This is a genomic window from Actinomycetes bacterium, from assembly GCA_036510875.1.
In the GTDB taxonomy this organism is placed as follows: domain Bacteria; phylum Actinomycetota; class Actinomycetes; order Prado026; family Prado026; genus DATCDE01.
Genome location: DATCDE010000323.1, coordinates 1 through 20359, shown reverse-complemented (window position 1 = coordinate 20359; position 20359 = coordinate 1). Strand labels below are relative to the sequence as shown.

At 68.1% G+C, this 20359-nt stretch carries 17 protein-coding genes; 10 read left to right on the top strand and 7 right to left on the bottom strand.

Features of this window, described 5'->3' with window-relative positions; genetic code table 11:
* Window positions 1-300: 300 nt before the first annotated feature.
* On the bottom strand, window positions 301-1635 hold the full coding sequence (locus tag VIM19_18610) for an MFS transporter (protein HEY5186860.1): 1335 nt from the start codon (window positions 1633-1635) through the stop codon (window positions 301-303).
* A 73-nt stretch (window positions 1636-1708) separates the two neighbouring features.
* On the opposite strand from VIM19_18610, the gene VIM19_18605 reads away from it, so the two are divergent.
* From VIM19_18605 to narI, 5 genes are read left to right on the top strand one after another with little or no spacing between them, the layout of a single operon-like run.
* The gene (locus tag VIM19_18605) at window positions 1709-2467 is read left to right on the top strand and encodes a helix-turn-helix domain-containing protein (GenBank protein ID HEY5186859.1); all 759 of its coding nucleotides are present in this window, start codon (window positions 1709-1711) and stop codon (window positions 2465-2467) included.
* Between the two features lie 29 nt (window positions 2468-2496).
* Window positions 2497-6180 (top strand): nitrate reductase subunit alpha, encoded by a 3684-nt coding sequence (locus VIM19_18600; protein ID HEY5186858.1) that lies wholly within the window; start codon window positions 2497-2499, stop codon window positions 6178-6180.
* Window positions 6180-7850: a nitrate reductase subunit beta gene (gene narH / locus VIM19_18595; GenBank protein ID HEY5186857.1), complete on the top strand. Its 1671-nt coding sequence runs from the start codon at window positions 6180-6182 to the stop codon at window positions 7848-7850. Before VIM19_18600 ends, narH begins: the two co-directional genes overlap by 1 nt.
* Window positions 7847-8485, top strand: a complete 639-nt coding sequence (gene narJ / locus VIM19_18590) for a nitrate reductase molybdenum cofactor assembly chaperone (GenBank protein HEY5186856.1) — start codon at window positions 7847-7849, stop codon at window positions 8483-8485. Before narH ends, narJ begins: the two co-directional genes overlap by 4 nt.
* On the top strand, window positions 8482-9204 hold the full coding sequence (gene narI, locus VIM19_18585; GenBank protein ID HEY5186855.1) for a respiratory nitrate reductase subunit gamma: 723 nt from the start codon (window positions 8482-8484) through the stop codon (window positions 9202-9204). The genes narJ and narI overlap by 4 nt, the downstream gene beginning before the upstream one ends.
* An 851-nt stretch (window positions 9205-10055) precedes the next feature.
* Here the strand turns inward: narI and VIM19_18580 are convergent.
* The 5 genes from VIM19_18580 to VIM19_18560 all read right to left on the bottom strand — a co-directional run bounded on the left by VIM19_18580 (window position 10056) and on the right by VIM19_18560 (window position 14461).
* Entirely contained in the window at window positions 10056-10508 is a 453-nt protein-coding gene (locus VIM19_18580) for an SRPBCC family protein (GenBank protein ID HEY5186854.1), read from the bottom strand.
* Window positions 10509-10747: 239 nt separating this feature from the next.
* The gene (locus tag VIM19_18575; protein HEY5186853.1) at window positions 10748-11239 is read right to left on the bottom strand and encodes an SRPBCC family protein; all 492 of its coding nucleotides are present in this window, start codon (window positions 11237-11239) and stop codon (window positions 10748-10750) included.
* Between the two features lie 210 nt (window positions 11240-11449).
* The gene (locus tag VIM19_18570; GenBank protein HEY5186852.1) at window positions 11450-11854 is read right to left on the bottom strand and encodes a nuclear transport factor 2 family protein; all 405 of its coding nucleotides are present in this window, start codon (window positions 11852-11854) and stop codon (window positions 11450-11452) included.
* Window positions 11855-12984: 1130 nt separating this feature from the next.
* Window positions 12985-13689, bottom strand: a complete 705-nt coding sequence (locus tag VIM19_18565) for a class F sortase (GenBank protein HEY5186851.1) — start codon at window positions 13687-13689, stop codon at window positions 12985-12987.
* Between the two features lie 19 nt (window positions 13690-13708).
* The gene (locus VIM19_18560) at window positions 13709-14461 is read right to left on the bottom strand and encodes a DUF4397 domain-containing protein (GenBank protein HEY5186850.1); all 753 of its coding nucleotides are present in this window, start codon (window positions 14459-14461) and stop codon (window positions 13709-13711) included.
* A gap of 364 nt (window positions 14462-14825) precedes the next feature.
* Between VIM19_18560 and VIM19_18555 the strand changes: the two genes are divergently transcribed.
* The 3 genes from VIM19_18555 (at window position 14826) to VIM19_18545 (ending at window position 16894) form a co-directional block, all read left to right on the top strand.
* Window positions 14826-15416, top strand: a complete 591-nt coding sequence (locus tag VIM19_18555; GenBank protein HEY5186849.1) for a hypothetical protein — start codon at window positions 14826-14828, stop codon at window positions 15414-15416.
* Between the two features lie 187 nt (window positions 15417-15603).
* Window positions 15604-16158, top strand: coding sequence for a sigma-70 family RNA polymerase sigma factor (locus VIM19_18550; GenBank protein HEY5186848.1), 555 nt, complete (start codon window positions 15604-15606; stop codon window positions 16156-16158).
* Window positions 16145-16894: an anti-sigma factor gene (locus VIM19_18545; protein ID HEY5186847.1), complete on the top strand. Its 750-nt coding sequence runs from the start codon at window positions 16145-16147 to the stop codon at window positions 16892-16894. Before VIM19_18550 ends, VIM19_18545 begins: the two co-directional genes overlap by 14 nt.
* A gap of 77 nt (window positions 16895-16971) precedes the next feature.
* On the opposite strand, the gene VIM19_18540 is transcribed toward VIM19_18545, so the two are convergent.
* Complete coding sequence (locus VIM19_18540; GenBank protein HEY5186846.1) at window positions 16972-18855, bottom strand: IS1634 family transposase; 1884 nt, start codon at window positions 18853-18855, stop codon at window positions 16972-16974.
* Between the two features lie 60 nt (window positions 18856-18915).
* Here VIM19_18540 and VIM19_18535 point away from each other — a divergent pair, with 60 nt between their 5' ends.
* Both VIM19_18535 and VIM19_18530 read left to right on the top strand, forming a co-directional pair.
* The gene (locus VIM19_18535; GenBank protein HEY5186845.1) at window positions 18916-19269 is read left to right on the top strand and encodes a DUF6788 family protein; all 354 of its coding nucleotides are present in this window, start codon (window positions 18916-18918) and stop codon (window positions 19267-19269) included.
* A 681-nt stretch (window positions 19270-19950) separates the two neighbouring features.
* Window positions 19951-20359: reductase (locus tag VIM19_18530; protein ID HEY5186844.1), on the top strand; the 409-nt coding region annotated here is incomplete at its 3' end.

Genomic DNA, 20359 nt, shown 5'->3' with positions numbered 1-20359 from the left:
CAACCCGACATCGGCGGCGTCCCGTGTCGGCAGGCTCGCCGACATTTTGCCGACAAGGAACAGGGCCGTGATCATCGATCATGGCCCTGACCTGCGTAAACGTGGTAGCGGGGGCAGGATTTGAACCTGCGACCTCTGGGTCGATTCCGCAGCGCGTTTCCGGCGCTGAAGGAACCGGTTGGGGAGGAGTCACCTGGAACGAGTCCGTGAGCCTTGGACGGTCTGAGCGGTCGACCCAACGCGGCAAGACGCCTCCGTGACCGGACGGCTTCGAGAGCCTGCTCCTGAGGCGCCTCGTGTCTAAGCCAATGCGTGGCCGTGTTGTGAGCTCCACCGGTTGAGGACACCAACCACAGGCAGGGCCAAGAGGACCAAGGCGGCGAAGGGCAGGAACCCACGGGCATATCCCACCGATCCCCCGACCAGCCCGGTGGCCACGCCCATGACCGGCGGGATGACGAACCCGCCGAGGGCGCCCAGTCCGCCGATCCAGCCGGAGGCGCCGCCTACCGCGTCTGGTACGTAGCGGGGGAGGAGCTTGAAGACGATTGCATTCTGGAGTCCCATCCCGGCCCCCACGGCGATGGTCGCGAGAAGCGAGACCGAGAACACCCCGGAGAACGACAAGACGACGGTGCCGGCCAGCATCAAGAGGAAGTTGCCGGGTAGGGCGTACCTGATGGAGATCCGGTCGGAAAGCAGGCCGCCCGGCACCCGGATGAGCGCGGAAATCAGGGAGAAGATGGCCGTGAGGACTCCCGCCTGGCGCAGAGTGGTGTCGTACATCGACGTCCAGTACGTGGGCAGCCATGAGGTGAACGCAAGGAAGCCGCCGAAGGAGAGGAAGTAGAAGAAGACCAGGATCCAGGTCGCCGGGATACTGGCCGCGTGCTTCAGCCCGGCCACGGCCTGTCCGGTGGGTACCAGTTCGCCGCCACCAAGGTCGGCAGCGGCCAGTTCGTCAGCGGTGAGCGTGTGGCCCTGGCGGTGCAGCTGGAACCACGGCGCGTCCTTGATGAACAGGCCGTAGATGATCGTGATGGCCAGCAGGATGCCGAACCACACGCTGTAGGCGCTGACGATTCCCATCGCCCCGACCGCGATCGGCAGCATGAGCGTTGACAGACCGGGGCTGGTGTTCCCCAGCCCGGCGTAGGCACCGAGTGCGCCGCCCTGGTCCTTCTTCGGGAACCAGTACGACACCTGGCCGATGCCGACGGAGAACGTGGCGATGCCGCAGCCGATGAGGGCGCCGAGCAGCAGCAGCAACGGGTAGGTACCCGCCATCGAGTCGGGATAGGAGGTCGCGAGCAGGACGAGCAGCCCCACCATCCCCACATTGGTGATCAGCAGCAAGGCCAGGAACGGTCGCTTGCCGCCCATCCGCTCCACCGCAGCACCGAAGGGGATCCGCAGCAGCGAGCCGGTCAGGGCCGGGATCGCGGCCAGCATCCCTGCGGCGAACGGGCTGAGGTCGAGCAGATCCTTGAACTTGGGCACCAGGGGCCCGAACACGGCGACCCCGGCGAACCCGCCGAAGAACCCGAGGGTCGCCAGGATCCCGGCCTGGTGACGGCTCCCCCTGACCTTGCTGCGCAGCTCCGGGTCTCCCGCCGCGCCCCGCACCGTCGTCATGACCGCGCCTCTCCCTAGGGACCGTTAATACGACAGACATTGTTTCTACCATAACCATAGGTACTATGTCGTCATGACGAAGGACCCGGAGCGGGAGAGGCACCGCGTTCTCGGCTCGGAGAGTCGCGTCCAGCTGCTCGAGATGCTGCAAGCGGTGGGCCACTCGGTCACGGTCGGCCAAGCGGCCGAGGCCGCCGGGCTGCACACCAACACGGCCCGCTTCCACCTCGACCTGCTGGTCTCAGTGGGACTGGCCGAGCGAGTCACCGAACGGCGTTCGCTGCCCGGGCGTCCCAAGGTGCTCTACCAGGCCACCCCCGTGGCTGCCGCGAGTCCGATGGGCGCGGACGACTACCGGATGCTGGCCGGTGTGCTGGCCGATGGCATGGCCGCCACCTCCGATCCGGCGCGGGCCGCCATCGCCGCCGGAGAGCGGTGGGCACAGGCGATCGAACGTCGGACACCGCAGCAGCCGGACGACCCTGCGACTGTTGCCGACGAGCTGGGCAGCTTGCTGGCGGACCTTGGGTTCGAGCCGGAGCTCGACGTCGAGCATGCCCAGATCCGGCTGCACCGTTGCCCCTTCGAGGAGATCGCCAGGGACAACCGCACGGTGGTCTGTGGAGTCCACCTGGGCATGCTGCGTGCCTCGCTGCCCCGCCTGGGAGCCGCAGGGGTTGAGGTGGACTTGGAGCCGCTGGTCTCGGTAGAGCCATTGCTGTGCCTAGTGCACCTCGCTGCGACGGGACAGGATCGGACCATCGAGCATGCGTCGTCCGCCCGTGCCGCCGCGGAGCCACCCCGGACCCGAGCAGGCAGGAGAGCGCAGTGACCGAGCCTCGCACCCACCCCGGCCCGAAGGTGGGCACCGACGGCGCGCTGGTCGAGGCCCTGCTCCGGGGGCGTCGGCTACTGCAGAAGAATGCGGTCTCTCCAGACCTGCGCACGATCACACGATCTGGGGGCCGCGAGGCTGACGTCTTCTACCGCGACCGCTGGAGCCACGACAAGATCGTGCGGTCGACGCACGGGGTCAACTGCACCGGCTCCTGCTCGTGGAAGGTCTACGTCAAGGACGGGATCATCACCTGGGAGACCCAGGAGACCGACTACCCGTCGGTCGGCCCGGACTCGCCGGAGTACGAGCCGCGTGGCTGCCCGCGGGGGGCGGCGTTCTCCTGGTACACCTACTCACCCACCCGGGTCCGCTACCCGTACGTCCGCGGCGTCCTGGTCGAGATGTACCGCGAGGCCAAGGCCCGGCTCGGCGACCCCGTCGCGGCGTGGGCGGACGTCGTTGGTGACCCGCAGCGGCGCCGGACGTACATGAAGGCACGCGGCAAGGGCGGCCTGGTGCGGGTGCGGTGGGAGGAGGCGCTGGAGATCGTCGCGGCGGCCCAGGTGCACACCATCAAGGCTTGGGGCCCGGACCGCATCGCCGGGTTCTCCCCGATCCCAGCCATGTCGATGGCCTCGCACGCGGCCGGTGCGCGATACACCAGCCTGCTCGGCGGCAGCATGATCTCCTTCTACGACTGGTACGCCGACCTGCCGATCGCCTCGCCCCAGGTCTTCGGCGACCAGACCGACGTACCCGAGTCGGCGGACTGGTGGAACGCCTCCTACCTGATCATGTGGGGCTCCAACATCCCGGTGACCCGAACGCCGGACGCGCACTTCATGACCGAGGCCCGCTACCGGGGGCAGAAAGTCGTGGTGGTCAGTCCGGACTACGCCGACAACACCAAGTTCGCCGACGAGTGGCTGGCGGCGCACCCGGGCACCGACGGCGCGCTGGCTATGGCCATGGGTCACGTGGTGCTCAAGGAGTTCTTCGTCGACCGGCAGGTCGACCGGTTCCAGTCCTACGTCAAGACCTACACTGACCTGCCCTTCCTCATTTCCCTGCGGGAGCGTCCGGAGGCCCCAGGCAGCTACCTGCCCGACCGCTTCCTCACCGCGGCGGACCTCGGCCGCGACGGCGAGGGCGACGCCTGGCGGACGGTACTCCTGGATTCCGCGACCGGGGAACCGGTCGTCCCGAACGGCACGCTCGGCGATCGGCACACCGTGTCGGGCATGGGCCGGTGGAATCTCGACCTCGAGGGTGTCGATCCGATGCTGTCGTTGTACGTCGAGGGCTCCGACGGCACCGACGCCGTCGCTGTGGACCTCCCCCGTTTCGACGTCGGCGACGGTGAGGGCGGCTCGTCCCTACGTCGTGGCGTGCCGGTGCGCACCATCGCTGGCCGGCTGGTCACCACGGTCTTCGACCTTCTGCTCGCGCAGTACGGCGTGGGCCGGGCCGGGCTGCCCGGCGAGTGGCCGCAGGGGTACGACGATCCGGAGCCCTACACCCCGGCGTGGCAGGAGGAGATCACCTCGGTCCCGGCGGTGACCGTCGCCCGGATCGCCCGCGAGTTCGCCGACAACGCCGAGCGCTCCGGCGGCCGGTCGATGATCGCGATGGGGGCGGGCACGAACCACTGGTTCCACTCCGACCAGATCTACCGCGCGATGCTCGCGCTGACCACCCTGACCGGCTGCCAGGGGGTCAACGGCGGTGGCTGGGCGCACTACGTCGGGCAGGAGAAGGTGCGACCGTTCACCGGCTGGGCGCAGCTGGCGTTCGCCCTGGACTGGGTCCGGCCGCCTCGCCAGATGGCCGGCACCGCGTTCTGGTACCTGGCCACCGACCAGTGGCGCTACGACGGGTTCGGCGCCGACGAGCTCGCCACCCCGCTGGGCAAGGGCCTGTTCAAGGGCCAGGCGCTCGCGGACACCCTCGCCCAGTCGGCCCGGATGGGCTGGCTGCCGTCCTACCCCACCTTCGACCGCAACCCGCTCGACCTCGTCGACGAGGCCGAGGCGGCCGGCGAGGAGCCGCCGGCCTACGCAGTGGAACAGCTCAAGAGCGGCCAGCTGCGGTTCGCCTGCGAGGACCCCGACGCGCCCGCGAACTTCCCGCGAGTCCTCACCGTGTGGAGGGCCAACCTGCTCGGCTCGTCCGGCAAGGGCAACGAGTACTTCCTGCGGCACCTGCTGGGCACCGACGGTGCGGTCCGAGCCGACCCGACGCCCGAGGGCATGCGCCCGGCGGAGGTGGTCTGGCACGACGAGGCGCCCGAGGGCAAGCTCGACCTGCTGGTGTCGCTGGACTTCCGGATGACCTCGACCGGGCTGTTCTCCGACGTGCTCCTCCCGGCCGCCACCTGGTATGAGAAGGAGGACCTCTCCACCACCGATATGCACCCCTTCGTGCACGCCTTCAGTGCGGCGATCAACCCGCCCTGGGAGACGCGCAGCGACTACGACACCTTCATCGCCATGGCCAAGGCGTTCAGCCCGCTGGCGGCCGAGCACCTCGGAGTCCGCAAGGACCTGGTGGCGACGCCGCTGCAGCACGACACCCCCGGGGAGACGGCCCAACCCGGCGGTCGGGTGCTGGACTGGAAGCGCGGCGAGTGCGACGCCGTGCCCGGGCGCACGATGCCGAACCTGGTCGTCGTCGAGCGGGACTTCGGGGCCGTCGCTGAGCAGATGGTCGCGCTCGGCCCGAAGATCGACACCTTGGGCACGACCGTGAAGGGCGTGACCCTGCGCCCCGAGCGCGAGGTCGAGTACCTGAAGCGAGTCTGTGGCACGGTGCGTGGCGGCCTGGCCGACGGCCGACCGTCGCTGGCCCACGCGCACCAGGCCTGCGAGACCATCCTCGCGCTGTCCGGGACCACGAACGGCCACATCGCTACGGCCGGTTTCACGGTTCTGGAGCAACGCACCGGCCGTCAGCTGGCTGACCTGGCCAGCGACCACGAGGGCCGCCAGATCACCTTCGCCGACACCCAGTCCCGGCCGCAGCCGGTCATCACCTCCCACGAGTGGTCCGGTAGCGAGCACGGCGGACGCCGCTACTCACCGTTCACCATCAACGTGGAGCGGCTCAAGCCCTGGCACACCCTCACCGGGCGGCAGAGCTTCTTCCTCGACCACGACTGGATGGCCGAGCTGGGCGAGCAGCTGCCCACCTACCGCCCGCCCCTGAACATGCACCGCATCTTCGGTCCGCAGGGGACCGACGAGGGCCGACTGGAGGTGACGGTCCGCTACCTCACGCCGCACTCCAAGTGGTCGATCCACTCCGAGTACCAGGACAACCTGTTCATGCTCAGCCTGTCCCGCGGCGGCCCGGACCTGTGGATGAGCCAGGAGGACGCCGCAAAGATCGGGGTCCGCGACAACGACTGGATCGAGGCGTTCAACCGCAACGGCGTCGTCGTCGCCCGCGCGGTCGTGACCCACCGGATGCCCGAGGGCACGGTGTTCATGTACCACGCGAAGGACCGGACCATCGACGTGCCGAAGTCAGAGATCAACGGCCGCCGCGGCGGCATCCACAACGCGCTGACCCGGCTGCTGATCAAGCCCAGCCACCTCATCGGCGGCTACGCGCAGCTGTCCTACGGGTTCAACTACTACGGACCCACCGGCAACCAGCGCGACGAGGTCACCGTCATCCGCCGCCGGTCGCAGGAGGTCGAGTACTGATGCGCGTCATGGCCCAGCTGGGCATGGTCATGAACCTCGACAAGTGCATCGGCTGCCACACCTGCTCGGTCACCTGCAAGCAGGCCTGGACCAACCGCACCGGCGTCGAGTACGTGTGGTTCAACAACGTCGAGACCCGGCCCGGCCAGGGCTACCCGCGCACCCACGAGGACCAGGCCAGGTGGGAAGGCGGGTGGGTCCGCACCAGGCGGGGCCGGCTGCGGCTGCGGGCAGGCGGTCGCGGGAAGCGACTGCTGCGGATCTTCAGCAATCCCAAGCTGCCCGGTCTGAAGGACTACTACGAGCCGTGGACCTATGAGTACGACACCCTGCTCAACGCGCCCGCCCAGGCCGACGTCCCGGTGGCCCGGCCGAAGTCGCTGATCACCGGCAAGCCGATGCAGATCCGCTGGTCGGCGAACTGGGACGACGACCTCGGCGGGGCTCCCGAGCTCGCCTCCGAGGACCCGGTGCTGAAGAAGCTCGGTGACAAGGTCAAGCTGGAGTTCGAGCAGACCTTCATGTTCCACCTGCCCCGCATCTGCGAGCACTGCCTCAACCCCTCGTGCGTGGCCAGCTGCCCGTCCGGGGCGATGTACAAGCGGGCGGAGGACGGCATCGTCCTGGTCGACCAGGACGGCTGCCGCGGCTGGCGGATGTGCGTGACCGGCTGCCCCTACAAGAAGGTCTACTTCAACCACCGCACCGGCAAGGCCGAGAAGTGCACCTTCTGCTACCCGAGGGTTGAGGCCGGACAGCCGACCGTGTGCGCCGAGACCTGCGTCGGGCGGCTGCGCTACATCGGCCTGTTCCTCTACGACGCCGACCGAGTGCTCGAGGCCGCCTCGGTGGCCGACGAGCACGAGCTGCTCGAGGCCCAGCGTTCGGTGATCCTCGACCCCGACGACCCAGCGGTCGTCGCGGCCGCCCGGGCTGCGGGGATCGCCGAGGACTGGATCGAGGCCGCGCAGAAGTCGCCGGTGTACGCGCTGACCAACCGCTACCGCATCGCGCTGCCGCTGCACCCGGAGTACCGCACCATGCCCATGGTCTGGTACGTCCCTCCGCTGTCCCCAGTGGTCGACGTCGTGCGCGACACCGGCTTCGACGGCGAGGACAAGGACACCCTCTTCGCCGCCATCGACGCGCTGCGGATCCCCGTCGAGTACCTCGCCGAGGTCTTCAGCGCCGGCGACCCCGAACCGGTGCAGCACAGCCTGCGGATCCTGGCCGCCATGCGCTCGTACATGCGCCGGATCAACCTGGGTGAGGACCGCGACGAGTCCATCGCCGAGGCCGTCGGCATGACCGGCCAAGGCGTCGAAGACCTCTACCGGCTTCTGGCGATCGCCAAGTACGAGGACCGGTACGTGATCCCGGCCGCCCACGTCGAAGCCGGCAGGTCACTGGACGAGGTCGCTGGATGCAGCCTCGACTACAGCGGTGGTCCCGGGATGGGCGGGATGGGCCCGTTCGGCGAGATCGCAGCGACCCCGGCCTCGGTGGAGACGTTCCAGCTGACCAAACAACGCGCTGAGGCCGATCGCTACGGCGACCTCCCGGAGTCCAGCCCCGCGGTCGACCTGCTGACGTGGACCGGCGGCGACCCGCCACCAGGCTTGTTCCCGCCGAGGCGCCCCTCTGACCTGGGACCGGAGGAGGAACGATGAACCGTCGACAGCTGACCGAGCCGGAACGTGCGCTGGTGTTCGCGGCGGCGTCCCTGCTCCTTCGCTACCCCGACGAGGGTCTCCTCGAGCAGCTACCCCTGCTTCATCGGGCCGCCGGGCTCCTGCCAGGGCCCAGCGGTGAACGGCTCACCGCGTTCGTCGACTCCCTCGACTCTCGACCGCTGATCGAGCTGCAGACCGCCTACGTCGCGACGTTCGATCTCAAACGACGCAACTGCCTCTACCTCACCTACTACCTCAACGGCGACACCCGGCGGCGAGGTATGGCGCTGTGGCACTTCCAGGACGCCTATCTGAGTCGGGGCCTGACGGTGACTGCTGGCGAGCTGCCCGACTTCCTGCCGGTGGTGCTCGAGCTGGCCGCCTGCGGGCACGAGGACCTCGCCCTCGCCCTGATCCTGGAGCACCGCCACGGCATCGAGGTGCTCCAACAGTCACTGGCGGAGACGCTCTCCCCGTACGCAGACGTCATCGCGGCGCTTGTTGCCGCGCTGCCGCAGCCCACTCCCGCGATCCTTGCGGCGGCGGAGACGCTCGCGAAGGACGGACCACCAGCGGAGCAGGTGGGGCTGGAACCGTTCTTCCCCATGGACTCGCTGGGGGTGCGGACGTGAGCGCGTTCCTGTGGGGAGTGGTGCCCTACATCGCCCTGACCTCGTTCGCGGTGGGGCTGGTCTGGCGCTACCGCTACGACAAATTCGGGTGGACCACCCGCTCCTCCCAGATGTACGAGGGCCGCCTGCTGGCCTGGGGAGGACCGCTGTTCCACTTCGGCATCCTCGGCGTGCTCATCGGCCATTTCGTCGGCCTGGTGGTGCCCTCGTCGTGGACCGAGACGGTCGGCATCTCCGAGCACAGCTACCACCTCGTGTCCGTCACCGGCGGGACGATCACCGGCCTGATGACCATCATCGGACTGGCCCTGTTGATCTACCGCCGCCGCACCACCCTGTCGGTGTTTCGGGCGACCACCCGCATGGACAAGGCCATGTACGCCGTCCTCGGCGCGGTCATCGTCGTCGGCACCTACAACACGATCGCGGTCAACCTGCTCGGTGCTGGCCACGACTACCGCCAGGACGTCGCGGTGTGGTTCCGCAGCGTCTTCTGGTTCCGCCCCGACACCGCCCCCATGAGCGCTGCGCCGGCCAGCTTCCAGCTGCACGCCCTGCTGGCTCTCCTGCTCATTGGGCTGTGGCCGTTCACCCGGCTGGTGCACGTGTTCAGCGCACCCGTCGGCTACCTGGCTCGCCCCTACATCGTCTACCGCACCCGCGACGCCGTCGGCGCCGCACGGGCGCCACGGCGCGGGTGGGAGCGGATTGATGGGTGAACCGCCCCCCGAGGATCTGATGCTGTACTACTCCCCACGGGCGGTCGCCCGGATCTGCGGTTCGGCCACCGTCACGCTGGACCGCTCACCACGCGTGGGCCGGCATCTCCCACTCGCGAACTTCGGCCAACTCAGCTGCCCTACCGCCGCCAGACCAGCCATCGAGAATGGGCGCGTGTCGGCAGAATGTCGGCAGCACTCGCCCGGACCGCCGTGGACGTGAGGCGACGGTCACGGCCGTGGCTGGGCCGGTGACCTGCGACGACGGTCCCCCGGAAGAACTACCTCTGAGCTTCGGCGCTCGCCTCCCTGAGCGGGATCAGCGGCACTTGGACGCGCGGACCCGGCAGGACCGGTCAACGGATAGTCAACGGCGTCGGTGTGGACAGATCCGGACGTCAGTGGAAGCCGAACGACGAGGGTGGTCACCGACCTGCGCGGATGCCATTCCACCGCCGTCCGTTCGTATCCTCAAGTGTCCAGAATCCATCGCTCATAACCCAGAGGTCGCAGGTTCAAATCCTGCCCCCGCTACCACGTTTACGCAGGTCAGAGGCATGATCACCGATCTTGGTGGTCATGCCTCTTGCGTTGTGGTCAACAGGCGGTCTGCCGCCCCTCGCCCGAGATGCTTGATCGACTGGACGGGCGTGGACGCTGGCGCACGCGGGTGGACGTGACCTCTGGGTCGAAATCCCAGGGGTCACCGGACCTGCATCTTGGCAAGGGATGCGCACGGGACGGGGCTGCTGTTGACCACCGGAGCAAGTCCTGTCAGGGGCCCGATGCTGCCTACGACTGCATGTTCGGCGGGTCATGGGTGCGCACCAGGTAGGCACATCGCGGGCGTTCTACTTGGTCGATTCGACCTTCTGCTTGAGAAGCTGCATCCGCTTCTTGATGTCTGACATGCCCACAAGAGGGAACAGGATCGGCACCATGATCGCGGACATCCCCTTCATCTGTGGGAAGACGATCAGGAAGGTCACCTCGGTGCCGCCGTCGACAGCTTTGAGGTCGAAGGTGTTGACGAATGTTCCGTTGCTGTCGGTGGCGTCGAGTGCGAAACGGGTCATGGGGACGACCTGGGTGATCTCGACGTCGTTCTCGTGGTTGTTGTCGTTGGGCGGCACCCAGCCGACCGACCGGTAGTGACTACCGACGGCGTTGGGTTCGCCGGAGACGAGTTCGACTCGATAGGGCTTCGGAGACCACTCGGCGTGCTTGGTGATGTCCGCGATCCACGGCCACACGCTCTCGGGTGGCGCTGCGATGTTGACGGCGACGGTGCCTTTCGTTGCCATGTCGACCTCCCTCGGCCGGAAGGCTACGCGGCCGAGGGTGCGCCGCGGGAGTCATTCGTCTTCTCACGCGAGCACCGATCGGGAACGAGGGAACAGGACTCCGACTCGCCGAGGCGAGTCAGATCGGCACATCCAGGGCTGTTGCCTGACGTGCCTCCTGGCTCTCAACGGTGACGGCGCGGGGGCCCGAAGGATGGCGACGCGGCAAGGGTCCTGCCGTCGGCCGGGGGGAAGAGACCTCAATCGACCACGGGCGCGACGAGCCTGTCGAGGTTCTCCAGTGTCTTGACCATGCCAGCCCGCACAGCCGATCCACGCACGGCGCCATAGGGCAGTCGCATGAGGAGGTTCAGCACCGCCCCGAGGTCGACCTCTACCCGCTCGGTGACCCGGGTTCCGGCCCCGACAGGCTCCAGGTGGTACCACCACTGGATCCGGCGTGGGCGTGGACGGCTCGGTGGCATCGACGTCCACGAGATCGCGTGTGGCGGGTCGTACTCGGTGACCGTCGACACGGCCGTGAACCTCTGCGTGCTTCGCCCCATGCGGATCTCCTCGTCCGCCTCGAAGCTGGACCCGACCCGGATCGGCCGGTCGCCGCGCAGGCGCACCGCCTTGACCTCGCCGCTGCCGGCCAGGTGGGCGTGCCGCGAGGGGTCGCCGAGCAGGTCGAAGACCGTCTGCGGTGTGGCCGCGACCACCCGCTGCTCCGCGTGCCGGAAGACCAACATCGTTTTCTCCTACCTGGTGAGTAGTGGCGTGACGCGGAGGCCGTGACGCTGGCCACCGACGGACCGGTGCGGCCCGTCCCCGAGCGTCATCGTCCGCTTGGCTGAAGCTCCTCGCGGAGCTCCTCCAGGACCGGGCAAGGACACCGCCAGGTCGCCCAGGCCGCGACGACGAGCCGGGCCTGCGCTGGCCGGGCTTCTGTGGCGGGAGTGTCAGCCCGCGAAGACCTCCGAGGCGAATGCCGCATCGGCCTTGGCGTCGACGGCCAGGTGCCAGTGCGCGGCGATCTTCCCCTCCCGCAGGTGGTAGACGTCGGCGTACTGGCCGGTGTGGCTGCGGTCCCCAACCGTGATCGTGCTCTCGTGCAGGATCACGGCGTGGTCATCGCTGGCCAAGACGTCGTGAATGGAGACGCTCATCTGCATGCCAGCCTGCCCGAAGACCTGGCCCAAGAAGGCCAGCACCTGGTCCCGGCCGCGATAGACGCCCTCCATCCCAGCCGTGGACTCATACCAGGTGATGTCGTCGTCCATCAGCGCCGCGAACGTGGCCACGTCCCCGGAGTCCATGGCCTCGTAGACGGATCGGATAACCGCGGCGTTCGGATGCTCGCTCATCGAGACTCTCCTCAACTCCAAGGGGTGGCGCGAAGCGACCGCGTCGGCCTGTGCTCAGCAGCGGCGAACCGACCGATCCTCACTGCGTGCATCCGATCGTGCCCGGCCGCCCGAGGTGAAGACATCACTCGATCGCGCGATACGACCCTGCGGTGCCGGCCATCCGATCCGACACGCCCACCGTGCGGCCTCCTAGGAAAGCATGCACCTCAAGTAGCCGGTTATCGAGCGGCCTGTCGCGCCCCTGGGTCGTGCATGCCGAGGCTCGGCGGCTGGCTGCCGCTGGACCCCGGACAGGACGAGGGCAGCGGCGGAGGGCTCCGACGGACGGGCTCGTGTCTCGGCTGGCTGTGCGGGGCTCACAGGGGCCTCGTCGGGGCCGTAGTAGTCGGCCAGCGCTGGCACCCGCCTGGTCAGGTCGCTCCAGGGTGGTCTGTCCGCTGTCCAGGTCCATCCAGCCCACCCGCTGCCCCCGTCGGCGTTCACATACAGCCGGTCCTTGCCGTACTTCGTCCATCGGGACACCGTCAGCGTGGTCACCCACGGGACCTCGGCATGCGAGATCGCCACATTGACTGCACCGCCAGCTGTTAACCGTTTGCACGAACGCCAGGCACGGCAATGAGAAGTGTCCTGCGGACCCGGCCTTCAACAGACACCCACACCAAGACCAAGGACATCGCCGACCCGCACGTAATCGGCACGCAACGGGCTTCCGCCTCGCGACATGAGCGGACGGTCGCGGCCCGTCGCATAGGGAGGGCTATGTTCGTCACCGGGGTGTCCGACTGGGCTGCAGGGTAACGTCACTGGAGGGGTGCTTCGGGGGCGCTGATTGGCGGGGACAATCCGCTTACGGCATGATTCGGCGGCTTGCTGGTCAGGCCCTGACCGTGCCGAGTGATCCGGCTTGGCCGGCGGCGGCGATGGCATCGACAGGGAGCACAAGAACCGGCAGGGCTCACGACTGTCTTGGCGGTCGCATCGCGACACCGTGCTGGGAGTCGAATCACTTGTACGGCACTGACGCAGTTGCGGGTGGGACTGATCCGCCCCAGACTTTCGTTGGCCCGCCTCCGGTGAGGGTGATCGACCGCAGGACGTGGCACGAGTTCCGATCTCCGATCCCCTCAGGTGGGGATAGCGGTGACGACGAGGTTGTCCTGGTAGCCGCCGTGGGCGCGATCGTAGGGGCCGCCGCAGGTCAGGATGGTGAGTCGAGGTGGGCCTGTGCGCGCGAACAGGAGCGTGAAGGGCAGTGTCTTCTTGAGGTAGAGGCGGCGTTCGACGATGCGGTAGTGCAGTCGGGTGCCGTCTGATCGCACCACGATGATGGGGTCGCCGACTCCCACGTTGCCGAGGTCGTAGAGGGCTCCGGCACCTTGGGTGCGGGAGTCGCGGTGTCCGACCAGGACCGCGGATCCTTGGGGGTCGCCGGGTGTGGGCCCGTATTGGTACCAGCCGAGTCGGTGGGCGTCGTGGGGGATGGCGACCGCCCCCGTGGGTGTGACCCCGACGGCGTCGACGCTCGCGTCGATCCCGGCGGTCGGGAGGAGAACGTGCGTGGGGACCGGTGTCGCTGTTGCGGGGGGAATGGTCGAGGTGACGACCGGGATCGAGGTGGCGGTCAACGGCGTCGACGCGGCCCCCGCGGAGCCAGCGGCGGTGTTGCCGGTACCACCGGAGGCGTTGATGGGTGTTCGGCTCAGTCCGAGGGGTAGGGCGCCGACTCCTTGGGCGGAGGATGCGGTGGTCACGTACCAGGCGGCGGGCGCGCCGACGGCCACCGCGAGACCCACGAGGAGTCCCGCGGCAGCCGTCGAGCGCCTATTCATCGTGCTCGAGCGTTTCGGCTCAGCCCTCGTTGCGGGCGGTGACCAGGCGGCGACCGGCGAACGCGGCACCGGCGATACCGGCGACCGACAGGCCCAGGACCCAGAACGGCACCGAGGTGCCGTCGTTGGCCAGACCCGCGTTACCGGCGGGGACCGAGTTCGGCATCGAGGCCAGACCCGAGATGTTCTGGACGGCGAGGGCGAAGGTGCTGGGGTAGGTGCCGTAGGCGTAGACGATCGTGTTCACGCCGTCCTTGACCATGACCGAGGCGGTCTTGACGGTGGTGCCACCGGCGACGATGCCGACCTTGTAGGTCGCGGCAGGCACGTCGGCGACAGCCTCGTTGCCGTTGGACAGGCTGGCGACGAGGGTCTTACCGTCCGCGGTGATCGCCACGGTCGGGGCGTCGGCGAGGTGGCGGACGGTGACCCGACCCTGACCGGCCATCGTGGTCTTGGTGTCGTTGACGAACGCCTTGACCGCCGGCTTACCGGAGGTGTTCAGGTAGGCGGCGATGGTGTAGTTCATGCCACCCTCGACGGCCTGGCTGCCGCTGTACACGGTCGTGGCGTCGCTCGGGTAGGTCTTGATCTCGATCTTGTAGGTCCCAGCGGGTAGGGACAGCGGACCGGCGATGGTCCCGGCCTGGAAATTGGTGAGGGTCTTCTTCCCGTCGACGAACACGTCCACCGGAACACCGGGGATGCCGTGGAACACCGACACCTCGGCGTTCGAGGACGCTTGGGCGGCACCCCCGGTGAACACGGCCACGGGCAGAACCACAGCGGTCGCGAGAGTCGCGGCCGCCAACAGGCGACGAGTGCGGGACATCAATCCTCCAAGTTCGGGTACGGGCTCTTGCCCCTACTTCTCCCGAACGTGGGTCGTTGGATGCACCTGCCGTCATCGAGTTTGGCCGCGAATGGGGGGCGGTGAGGTGGCCCTGCCCACTCTCGCGCCGCCCTGGCCGCGACCGCCACCACAGGCGACCACTCGGTGACCGCTGCAAGGCGGTGAGCGGCGAACAAGTCGAGACCAGCTTCTTGCGTCCTATGGCTGCATCCAAATCGGAGTCAGCAACGGAAGAGGGGTGTAGTGGTCGCGACCGGCGACCGTCAACGTCTTGGAGTTCGAGATGAAGATCAACCTCCGTATCGGTGCGGGTGTCGTGGCCGCGGCCGCGGTGCTGTCAGTGCTTGCGACCTCCAGCCCCGCGTCTGCCCACGAGATCCAACGGGGTCAGCAGGGTCAGGACCGGAACGACTCGCGGGGTCTGACGACCGTGGTGCTCAATCAGTCCCTCGTGGGTGCACTCGTGGGTCTCGGCGTTGCCCCGGTCGCGCCCGGCACGCTCACCGCCCCGGGTGGCACGCACCAGGTCGCGTTCCCGATCACGAGCATCGAAGACGGCCGCATCGGGCACAGCGGTGGCCTGGACTTCAGCAAGGCGTCCGCGGGTGACGTGAAGATCACCCGCTTCGTCGTGGACACCAACGCCGGGTTCCTCACCGCGAAGACTTCGGTGAACGGCACCCGCATCGGTCGTATCGCCGTGTTCAAGTTGGGTCCGGTGCAGGACATCAGCCCGGGCGTGACGCCCTCCTGCGCGGGGGTGGCCGCTGGTCTGACCCTGACCCCGGCCGCTGCCGGTGCGCTCCTGGGTGACTCCACGGCCACCGCGTTCATCGGGGACGCCTGCGTCGTGCCGTCGGGCGACGACGACTGAGCGACGGAGTCACCGCTGGGTGGGGGGTCCGACGGTCGCGTCGGACCCCCACTTCGTCGGGTGGCGGGAAAGGAGCGAGGAATCGGTGAGTACCGCGCTGACGGCTGCCACCTGCCACCAGCAAGGGAGCACAGTCGCAGCGGGGCGCTCACCGAGTGGGGTCCCTCAGGTCTGGCACCATGAGCGCATGCTGTCCGACGCCGACGCCGACGTCGCACTCGGCTTCCGCGACGGCGACGAGGGGTGCCTGTCCGAGGCATACGCCCGCTGGTCGCCTCTGGTCTTCACGATCGCGCTGCGGTCGTTGGGGAACCGAGAGGACGCTGAGGACGTCACCCAGATCGTGTTCGTCGGCGCGTGGCGCGGCCGCGAGAAGTACAACCCTGCCGCCGGAACGCTCGCGGGATGGCTCGTCGGTATCACCCGCAACACCGTCGCTGACCGGTGGGCAGCGACAGCACGTGAGCGGAAGGTCGTGCACGCGGTGACCGCCGTCACGGACCCTGACCCTGTCGTATCAGCTGCGACTGATCGGGTCACCGATCGGGTGCTGCTCGCGGCCGAACTGGCAGAACTCGGTCACCCAGCCGGGCAGATCATGGAGTTGGCGTTCTTCCACGACCTCACCCACGCCCAGATCGCCGAACGGTTGTGCCTGCCGCTGGGTACCGTGAAGAGCCACATCAAACGATCCCTGGACCGGTTGCGACTGCGGTTGGAGGTGGACAGTGTCGCACTATGACGAGACAACCCTCGCCCTGCTGGCCCTGGGCGAGACCCAGGCAACGGCCGACAACGCCGCCCACCTGTCCACTTGCACCCGATGCCGCGCCGAAGTCGACCAACTCAGCGCAGTCGTCGCAACCGGTCGCGGAATCCAAGACAGCGACTACCCAGTCGCACCACCCGCCGCGGTGTGGGACCGCATCGTCGCGGAGATCCATCGCGACGACGCCCCCTCGCCCTCCGACGTGCCTGTCGCTGCGGTCGTGCCCATCACCAGCCGCCACCAACGGCCACGCCGCAGCCGTTGGGTGCTGTCCCTGGGCGCGGCCGCTGCCGTCGGTCTGATCGTTGGGGTCGGCGCCACCTGGACCCTCACCCGGACCACCACCCCAACCCCGCAGCCCACCACGCAGGCCCAAGTGTCCGTCGCAGCGCTCCACCCACTCGACACCCCTTCCGCCAGCGGCACAGCCGTCCTTCGCGTCGTGTCCGCCGACCAACGCACCGTGACCGTCACCGTCGCGAACCTCCCCACCGAGCCCGGGACGTTCTACGAGGTCTGGCTCATGGACCCCGCCAACAGCCACCTCCTATCCCTCGGGGTACTCGGCGCTGACGGCCGTGGCGCCTACCTCGTCCCACCCGGCCTGAACCTCGCCCAGTACACCGCGGTCGACGTCTCACTCCAACCGATGAACGGGTCACCCGAACACAGCAAGCACAGCGCCGTCCGCGGCATCATCACCACCTAGCCAAGCTTGGTTCTCTGAACTCTGATGTTGATCTTGGATTTTGGGCGGCCTTCTCAAGGTGGGCGTCGCGGATGTAGTTATGGACGTGCCGATCGATGGTGCGCAGCGCTTGGCGGAGCTCGACGGGTGCGGGCGGTCTGTCGGCGGCGAGCAGCGGTCGTAGGAGCTGATCGTGGAGTCGGGTGTAGAAGAGCGCGACGCGTTGCCCTTCGGCTCGCTTTCCGCACTTCTGGGGATGGTTTTCTCGTCGGGTCGGTGGGACTTTCATCTGATGTAGTCGGAGTGGGGGACGCCGAGGAGATCGAGGACTTGGCGCTGAAGCGGGTCGAGGCTGGGTTGGAACACTTGGACGAGGTGGTCGTCATGGACCAGATGGTGCCTAGTGAGTCCGTTGAAGATCTCCAGCACGCGTGAAGCGCCGGGGGCTGCGCAGTCGCGTTCTTCTGGGTAGAGAGGGATGGCCGGCGCGTCGCTGGTGGCCATGGCCGTTCGGATCTGCCGTTCGATGAGCGCTTGGACGAGCAGGGCGATGAAGTGGCAGCACAGCAGGCCTCGATGCGGGCGGGATCTTTGAGGAACACCGGCGCCACGAGCTGGGTGCCCTTGAGCTGGGCATGGCGGCGTTCGAGGTTGGGCTGGTACTTGTAGGCGGCGAGCACCTCGGTGTCGGCGAGTGAGGTGTCGTTGGTGACGAGTGGGAAGCACCCGTCACTGGCCGCGTCGTGGGCGACGAGGTCGGTGTCGATCTTCCAGGTGAGGGTGAACCGGTTCCGGGTGGTCTTGCGGTAGCGGGTCTGTTCTCCAGGTCGGCCGCGGTGTTCCTGGTTGAAGGTCTTCTCGGTGATCTCGCTGACCACGGGAGTCACCCAGCGGTGGGCGTGGGAGCTGGCGAGTGCGGTGGCGGCTGCCTTCTCGACCGCGGCGCGGGTGTGCCAACGTGATCGCGGTCCCGCCACGCGAGCGGCGAGATCGTCGAGGGCGGCGACCGCTCGTTGGATGCGTGTTTGACGGGACTCGGCGTCGAGGACGGCTTCGAGGCTGGAGTGGACCCAGACGATCCGGTGTCCCTCCGCGGAGGGGATCGGTGACGGTGTGGTTCGCCACACGTTGTCGGGCTCGCCGGGTCGTCGGGAGGGTCGCCGAAGAGCCTCGGTCCAGATGGGGACGTGGGTGTGGATCCACTCCCGGAAGAATCCGTCCTCTTTGCGGGTGCGGGGAAGCACCGTCACGGACCGTCCTCCCCGACTGCCGATGTGCCGCATCGACTCGCGATTGGCGAGCTTGGTGTCGGCCACGTAGAGGAAGTCGGATCGGCCGAGGAGCGCCACCAACCCGTCCCAGGTGGCGATGTGGGTGGTGTCGTCGTTGACGTTGCCGCCTTCCTCCCGGTAGGCGATGGGTACCGCCCCGTCGGCGCTGACCGTGAGGGTCCACACCAGCTGCTTGAGGTCGGATCGATGGTCCTTGTTGTGGCCGAAGGTGATCGCCGATGTGGCCTTGCCGCCCCTGCTGACCCCGGTGGCACTGCGGTAGGCGCCGGAGAAGGTGACCGACGTCGAGTCGTTGTGCAGCTGGGAACAGTCGATCCCGAAGCGATCGACCGCCCGCAGGACCAGCTCGGTGAGCAGGCTGGCCCGATCGGCGTCGAAGAGCCGCAGCAGGGTCCGGCCGACCCGGTCGTCGTTGAGCACACCGCTGTCTGCGGGCGCCAACCCGAGGAGCGACGGATCGAACGGGGCCGCCCATTCCCCCAGCGCATAGACCGGCTCGCGGTGCAGGACCAGGTTGCGGATGACCACACCGATCACCACCGCCGGCGCCAGTCGTAGCCGGCGGTCGTCCTGGGGGAGGTGACGCTCGAGGAGCTCCACCACTCCCAGGCGGTCCAGGAAGTGGTTCACCACCGGCAACGGTCCCAGCGTCTGCGATCGCAGCTCGAACTCGTCGGTCGGCGCCGTCATCGGGAGAACCCTTGTCCCTCCATGCTTGAAGTCTATATACTTCAAGCCAACGAGGGATGGATGCTGATGGCGACACCAAGGCAACGAGAACGAGTGCTCCGACAGCGGGCAGCCCTCGTCGAAGAGATCTCCCGGATCGGCTGGATCCTGCCCGGCAGCATCACCGACCGTTTCACCCGGTGCGGCAACCCCGCCTGCCGATGCCGGACGCAGCCGCCGCAGCTACATGGCCCCTATCCGACGTGGACCCGCAAGGTCGACAACAGGACCATCACCCGCACGCTGACCCCTGAACAGGCGGAACACCTCCGGCCCTGGCTCGACAACAACCGGCGGCTACGTCGCCTGCTCACCGAACTCGAGGCGCTGTCCCTGCAAGCAGTCGAGGACACTGAAGGCTGGGCGCAGAAATAGGGCTCGGGATGTGCGGAAAGCGAGTCGGATGAGTCACAAGAGCCACTAATCGGCGCTGTTGAGTGCGAACAAGCCCTCCAAGTGCCGATCGCGCTCGCCTCGTCGAGGGAATCGCCGTTACGTCCCCACGGCCGACGACCGAGCATGAACGGTGTCACTAATCAGCTTGGTAAGCATCGACCGGTACCCGGGTCGTGGCTCCGGTAGTTCGAGCCGGGACCAGAGGTACGCCACCACAGTGACACCGGCGGCTGCGAGCCAGAGGATCTCCCCGACCGTCAAGATCCAGGGCGTGGAGCCCACCCACACCAGGATGAGGCCCGCGAAGGCAACGGCCAGAGCGACGTATCCCAATCGCAGAGACCAGACCGCGATCCTCCAGAGTCCGCTGTCGTGCGGCTCCGACTGCTCGCCCATGACAAGGACTATTCCACGGTTGCGACAGCCAGCCGCGAACACGTGCCGCGACAGGGCGGGTCCTCGGGCGTGACATCCGGCAGCAATATGCGCTGGCCAGAGGTTGGTGGGCGATTTGAGCTGCCCGTCGAAGTGCAGACGCGTTGGGATCAGACCCAATCGTCCACCCGCATCCCAGGAGGCACGAGGTCGTCGCCTGGGTGCGTCTCTCCGCTGTCCGCGTACGCACCCAGCCGCAGATCGTCGACGTGCGACGGTGCTGGCATGAGGATCCTCGTGCTCGGTGGCACCCAGTTCGTTGGCCACGCCGTCGTCGACGACGCGCTCGCCCGGGGGTGGGACGTCACGGTCGCCAACCGAGGTCGCACGGGCGCCCCCGTGCCGGGCGCACGACCGCTAATGCTCGACCGCACCGAGCCGGGGGCTTTCGACATGCTCACCGGCGACTCCTTCGACCTCCTCGTCGACACCTGGTCGGGTGCGCCCTACGTCGTCCGCGACGCCGCGCGCGCGCTCGGCGACCACGTTGCCCGCTGGGTCTACGTGTCGAGCCGTTCGGGCTACCGCTGGCCGATCCCGCAGCACGCCGACGAGTCGGCTCCGCTCACCGAGGCAGACCCGGACGCTGGCCTCACCGACTACGCCGCCGACAAACGCGGCAGCGAGCTCGCTC